Origin of the sequence: Nitrosomonas communis (genome assembly GCF_024102715.1) — a bacterium.
Lineage (GTDB): Bacteria > Pseudomonadota > Gammaproteobacteria > Burkholderiales > Nitrosomonadaceae > Nitrosomonas > Nitrosomonas communis_B.
In genome coordinates, this window is record NZ_JAGFJM010000092.1 from 1 (window position 1) to 3,506 (window position 3,506).

The 3,506-nt window shown below is 43.7% G+C and carries 7 protein-coding genes; 6 read left to right on the forward strand and 1 reads right to left on the reverse strand.

The window, feature by feature from the left end:
- Positions 1-213: 213 nt before the first annotated feature.
- The gene (locus J5I83_RS14545) at positions 214-543 is read right to left on the reverse strand and encodes a hypothetical protein (protein WP_369683410.1); all 330 of its coding nucleotides are present in this window, start codon (positions 541-543) and stop codon (positions 214-216) included.
- Positions 544-739: 196 nt separating this feature from the next.
- Between J5I83_RS14545 and J5I83_RS14550 the strand changes: the two genes are divergently transcribed.
- The 6 genes from J5I83_RS14550 to J5I83_RS09010 form a co-directional block, all read left to right on the forward strand.
- Complete coding sequence (locus tag J5I83_RS14550; protein WP_369683412.1) at positions 740-1,048, forward strand: HNH endonuclease; 309 nt, start codon at positions 740-742, stop codon at positions 1,046-1,048.
- Positions 1,045-1,260 carry a hypothetical protein gene (locus J5I83_RS14555; protein WP_369683411.1) on the forward strand — a complete coding sequence of 72 codons (216 nt, stop codon included), beginning with the start codon at positions 1,045-1,047 and terminating at the stop codon, positions 1,258-1,260. The genes J5I83_RS14550 and J5I83_RS14555 overlap by 4 nt, the downstream gene beginning before the upstream one ends.
- Entirely contained in the window at positions 1,232-1,525 is a 294-nt protein-coding gene (locus J5I83_RS08995) for a nuclease domain-containing protein (RefSeq protein WP_304055162.1), read from the forward strand. The genes J5I83_RS14555 and J5I83_RS08995 overlap by 29 nt, the downstream gene beginning before the upstream one ends.
- Positions 1,522-1,761, forward strand: a complete 240-nt coding sequence (locus J5I83_RS09000) for a hypothetical protein (protein WP_304055164.1) — start codon at positions 1,522-1,524, stop codon at positions 1,759-1,761. Before J5I83_RS08995 ends, J5I83_RS09000 begins: the two co-directional genes overlap by 4 nt.
- 139 nt (positions 1,762-1,900) lie before the next feature.
- Positions 1,901-3,097 carry an RNA-guided endonuclease TnpB family protein gene (locus tag J5I83_RS09005; RefSeq protein WP_304055165.1) on the forward strand — a complete coding sequence of 399 codons (1,197 nt, stop codon included), beginning with the start codon at positions 1,901-1,903 and terminating at the stop codon, positions 3,095-3,097.
- 206 nt (positions 3,098-3,303) lie between these two features.
- Positions 3,304-3,506, forward strand: a 203-nt coding sequence (locus J5I83_RS09010) for a hypothetical protein (RefSeq protein WP_304055167.1), incomplete at its 3' end; no start/stop codon positions are given.

A 3,506-nucleotide genomic window follows, 5' to 3' on the forward strand; every position in this document is an offset into this window, starting at 1 on the left:
CATTTCCTCGAACTCGTTAGACAGTGCAAGCCTGACACGATCTTTGGAGAACAGGTTGCAAGAGCGATTAAATTTGGTTGGCTCGATGATTTACGTGCAGAAATGGAAGCGGAAAACTACGCCGTTGGGCATATCGTATATGGAGCACACAGCCTCACGGCGGCACACATCAGACAGAGATTGTACTGGGTGGCCCACGCTATCAGCGAGGGATTACAAGGACACGGGGGTTCTGGAAAAAAGCAGATATCGGAAAGCCGGGAAGGAGAGAAAGGACACGCTGCCGAGAGTGGCGCAGTTAGCGGGATGGGCAAGCCCAACAGCGACGGATGCGATCAGGGGAATAAAACCACCGAGACCATCAGATACCGGAATTCCGTTGACGCAGCAGGTGGGGTTGATTGGCTCTATTGCCGAGACAACAAATACAGGCCGGTTGAATCCAGCTCTATCAAGATGGCTCATGGGTTTACCACCGGAATGGTGTGCTGCTGCAATAAAGGCGAAAAGATCAATGAAGAAGAAAGGGAGATAAATGGTCACTCAAATCAAACAAGATCCAGAGAAATATTGCCAGCTTTGCAACAAGAAAATGGAGAGAAAGAGAATAAATTCTCGACTAGAGGACCTATCGGTTTTCAAAAGACGGAAATATTGCGGCAGGGATTGCATGGCCAAGGCATACGATGGTGTGATGAAGGTTCGGAATTCAAGGAGTGCTTACAGGCAATCCAAGAAAATGGTGAAGAATTGTTGCGAGGTGTGTGGAAAAACAACTTCACTTCATGTTCATCATGTGGACGAAAATCCTTTGAACAACTCTACATCGAATTTGATGACATTGTGTTCTCAATGTCACAGAGAGGCTCACTCGAAACACTTTTCGGCTCCGATGGTGCGTATTACCTGCAGACATTGCGAAAAACCAGCAATGAAGAACAGTCTTTGCTGGACTCACAATACCCGCTATCAGAAGTATGGCGATCCCTTGATGACCAAGAAAAAGATAGGATCAGATTGGTATTTGGTCAGAGAGCATGGATTGTGAGCGATGGAATAAAACCGGTGGTTGATGGGGCTTCCGAAGGAGTGGTGTATAGCGGCGATCCGTGTCAAGAGATTAATGCCAACTACTCGACGGAAGCGCACGCGATGAGATTAAAGGGATATGGTAATGCGATTGTTGTTGGATGCGGTGTCGAGTTTATATCAGCATATATGGATGTGATGCGTGACCTACCGCAACAAAAAACTCCTTGATGCAGCTCGTGACAGGCCTTGCGTGCTGTGCGGAAGTATTGGGACTACTGTTGCGGCTCATTCAAATTCTTTGGCGCATGGCAGGGGTTTTGCTCACAAAACTGCTGACTTTTACGTTTGCTATGTTTGTATGCATTGTCATGATCAAATTGACGGTCGAGCAGGAAAACTAACAAAAGAGGAAAAGCGAGAAATGTGGATGGATGCTTGGGTGAAAACAGTGGCGGTTTGGTTTGAAGAGGGGATTGTGGAGGTGAAAAAGTGAGATTCAACAAGCAGAAAGCGATTCAAACAGCAGAAAAACAATTGAAATCTTATTACGAGGAAAATATAGGACCATATCCAGAAGACGTTCCTTTTTGGAAAAAGTTATTTAAAAGGCCATCAATAAAGGAAACTTCTTATTGGAGGGAGATTAGAAAATCTCGTGGAATGAGGGCGGTGAGGTTGGCATCGTGGCTACATAGTCAGGGAATTTTGCCGCCCAAAATTGCGTTGTAGGAGGTGAGGATGTCAATGGCTGCCATGGCATGGCTTAACAAATAATAGCGTAAATCCCCTTCCTTCAGGTGGGGGATATAAGCGTATAAGACCATAGATCAGCTTGACTTATTATAAAAACATATTTATAATAAACTGTATGATTACAGCAACCAAAATTAGAATATATCCAGACGATAAGCAAGTTGATAAGCTGTCTAATGCGTTTGGCTGTGCTCGTTGGTTCTGGAATAATAGCCTTGCTGAAACCCAAAGGTTGTATCACGATACCGGCAAAGGTTTAGGCCAATACGCCATGAACGCAAGGCTGCCTAAACTCAAGCAAGAGCATGATTGGCTGTCTAATGTTCACAGTCAGGTATTGCAAAGTGTTAGTTTAAATTTATCCCGTGGCTTTGTTAATTTCTTTGAAGGTAGAGCACAGTTTCCTAATTTCAAATCGAAACACGGAAAGCAAACTATTCAGTATCCGCAAGGCGTAAAGATAGTTGATGGCAGAAAGTTGTTCCTGCCTAAGATCGGTCATGTTAAAGCAAAAGTTCACCGAGAAATCATTGGGAAAATCAAAACGGTTACTATTAGCAAAACACCTTCTGGTAAATATTTTGCATCGATACTTTCCGAGAACGACTTAATTCAACCAGATGTTTCTTATGATGGTGAGATATTGGGTGTTGATGTTGGCTTGACGCATATTGCTATTACCAGCAATGGCTCAAAGTTTGATAATCCAAAACACATAAATAAGCATCAGAAGAATTTAAAGCGCAAACAACAGAAATTATCTCGCAAGGTAAAAGGCAGTAATTCGCGCAACAAGGCAAGATTAAAAGTTGCCAAAGTGCATGAAAGAATAGCAAATGCTAGAAAAGATCATTTGCACAAAATATCGCATAAGTTAGTGAACGATAGCCAAGTTCAGGTTATAGCGGTCGAAGATTTGCATATTAAAGGCATGGTAAAAAATCACTGTCTTGCAAAATCAATCAGTGATGCAGGATGGGGTATGTTCACTATTATGCTGAAATACAAAGCAGAAAAATTAGGCAAAGGGTATGTTGAAGTTAATCGCTTCTTTCCGAGTTCTAAAGCCTGCTCTTGCTGCGGCGTAATAGCAAGCAAAATGCCTTTGAATATTCGCTCTTGGAAGTGTGATAACTGCTCTACGGTGCATAATCGTGACATCAATGCGTCTAAAAATATCGCACTCGAAGCGAAAAGAATGATAGCGGCGGGAATCGTCGGTACTGCCAGTCGAGGCAATGTTAGACGTGGCAGAGGACGCAAATCCTCTGTTCACGCTGCTGCCAATGAAGCTGGAAGCCCTGTCCTTTAGGGCGGGGTAATTCACTTACGACACCAGCCGAGAATACTGGAAGATGGTGGATATTGCAGAAAGCGCTATAAATATGTTTGAAAGAAAATCAAGAGAATTTGAAAGAAGATTGGCTAAAGAGACTTTTCGTAAAGAGCGGGAGGTGGCGCAGAATGAATGTAAGTGACCAACTAAACACATGGCTTATATCAGCAGGCATTCAAGACGTGCGATCAATCATAAACACAGAGCGGGAGCCAACGTACATTCATGCGCATAAATCAGACGGTTGCGGGGTGGACGAAATTGACGAGCAGGATATCGTGGCGATGCACAAGGAAGGCCACGACGAAACTCAAATTGCTTATGAGCACGATCTATCTATCACGCATGTGTGGTATGTACTTTTCAAGCACGGACAGATCGAGAG

Excerpts from the sequence above, each read along its gene's own strand:
- J5I83_RS14550 (WP_369683412.1), top strand. The coding sequence starts at position 740 with ATGGTGAAGAATTGTTGCGAGGTGTGTGGAAAAACAACTTCACTTCAT.
- J5I83_RS09005 (WP_304055165.1), top strand. The coding sequence starts at position 1,901 with ATGATTACAGCAACCAAAATTAGAATATATCCAGACGATAAGCAAGTT.